General features: G+C 74.1%; 2 protein-coding genes. One reads left to right on the forward strand and one right to left on the reverse strand.

Features of this window, described 5'->3' with window-relative positions; translation table 11 throughout:
- Positions 1 to 454: FAD-dependent oxidoreductase (locus NH339_RS18180; RefSeq protein ID WP_253027449.1), on the reverse strand; the 454-nt coding region annotated here is incomplete at its 3' end.
- A gap of 88 nt (positions 455 to 542) precedes the next feature.
- Here NH339_RS18180 and NH339_RS18185 point away from each other — a divergent pair.
- Entirely contained in the window at positions 543 to 1,139 is a 597-nt protein-coding gene (locus NH339_RS18185) for a cysteine hydrolase family protein (protein WP_253027460.1), read from the forward strand.
- Positions 1,140 to 1,409 lie beyond the last annotated feature (270 nt).

A 1,409-nucleotide genomic window follows, 5' to 3' on the forward strand; every position in this document is an offset into this window, starting at 1 on the left:
GCTGCCAGCGGGTGGGCAGCCCGGCCCGGCGGGCGGCCGCGTCCTCGGCTCGCGTGTCGGCCGTGCGGTCGCCGTCCGACGCCCAGGTGACCGCCGGGCGGTGCTGCACGTCGACGTCCCAGCGGTCGAGCAGCTGCTCGACCCACCCCTGTGCGTCCCGGCAGGCCTCGACGTACCGCGCGCTCGTCGCCGGCCCGTGGTGGGACTCGATGGTCGCCAGCCGTGTGCCCTGGAGCAGGCTGAGCTTGCCCGTCGACCGACCGGACGTGCCGCTTCCCAGCGTGGGGTGCGCCTCGACCAGCACCACCCGCCGTCCCTGGCGGGCGAGCTCGACGGCCGCGCTCAGGCCGACGACACCACCACCGACGACGACGTCGTCGACGATGCCGCCGAGGGTGGTCCGTGTCGTCGGCGCGAGGCTCGCCTCCGCGTGCCAGCTCGTCCGTGCCGCCATGCCTGCTCCGTCCGTCGGGTGTCGCGACCCTCCTCGTACCCGGCGACGTCCGTGGCATGCAGGCGGGCGACGTGGGTACGACGACGACGTGACCACCCCCACGACCCCCGACGCCGACCGCACCGCCACCGACCGCAGCACGACCGCCCTCGTCCTCATCGACCTCCAGGAGGACTTCCTCGCCACGCCCGGCCTCGCGCGACGTCGCGCCGGGCTGCTCGCCGCCGTGCACTGGTGGGTCGGCCAGGCGCGTCGACACGGTGCGCCGGTCGTCGAGGTGCGCACGGTGCTGCCACAGGACCCGGCCACGTGGGCACTCAACATGCTCGACGACGACAGTCCCGTCGCCCTGGAGGGCACGGACGGTGCCGGACCGGTGTCCGAGCTGGCGGACGTCGACACGGTCCTCGTCACGAAACGTCGCGACGACGCCTTCCTCGACACCGACCTGCTCGAGGTGCTGCGCGCGCACGACGTGGACCACCTCCTGCTCGCCGGCGTCGCGACGCAGGCCTGCGTCGCGATGACCGCCGCGAGCGCCTACGCGCACGACTACCGCGTCAGCCTCGCCGGCGGCGCGGTGGCCTCCGACGACGACCACGCCCACCGGGAGGCGCTGCGCTGGCTGGCCGAGGAGTACCGCCAGCACGTCCGGGAGCCTCGCGAGGGCTGGCCGACGGCCTAGCGGCGCCGCCCTCCTCCTGGATCTCCGGCGGCCGCGACCGACCTCCCCGGCCCACGACCCGGGAGCGCTCCCGGCTCCCCAAGCCCGAACAGGCAGGCCAGCATCACTCGGGCCGCGTCAGTCCTGCTGGTCCCCGCTGATACCCAGTTCTTGTTCGAGTTGGGTGATGCGTTGGGGTGCGTCGGTGGTGTGGTGGGGGTCGGTGGCGATGACGCGGTGGAACCATTGGAGGGCTTCGTGGGTGTTGCCGGTGGTGTGGAGGGTGTCGGC

The organism is Aeromicrobium sp. CnD17-E (assembly GCF_024124745.1).
GTDB lineage: Bacteria > Actinomycetota > Actinomycetes > Propionibacteriales > Nocardioidaceae > Aeromicrobium.